Annotated in this window: 1 protein-coding gene; it reads left to right on the forward strand. The window is 45.1% G+C overall.

Annotated features, from left to right (window positions below):
• On the forward strand, positions 1-295 hold a 295-nt coding region (locus FC64_RS03595; protein WP_420805059.1), incomplete at both ends, for a mucin-binding protein.

Here is a 295-nt window from a genome sequence, read left to right on the forward strand (position 1 = left end):
TCACTTACACAGCAAACAAGGAACACGCGGTGGTCAACTACGTAGACGATGCGACAGGTAAAGTTGTCGCAAGCGAAACAGTTGACGGAACATTTGGTGGCACAACAACCTACGATCCAACAAGTGAAGAAAACAAGTTGAAAGGCGAAGGTTACACGATCGGAAGCAGTGATCTACCAAGCAACGATCAAATCAAGTTCACACAAGATGGACAAGTACCAACGTACACAGTTCACTTGAATGAAGGGACAACGACAATCACACCGGATAACAACCCAGACAACTTAGATTTGAC

It is taken from the genome of Ligilactobacillus araffinosus DSM 20653 (assembly GCF_001435375.1).
Lineage (GTDB): Bacteria > Bacillota > Bacilli > Lactobacillales > Lactobacillaceae > Ligilactobacillus > Ligilactobacillus araffinosus.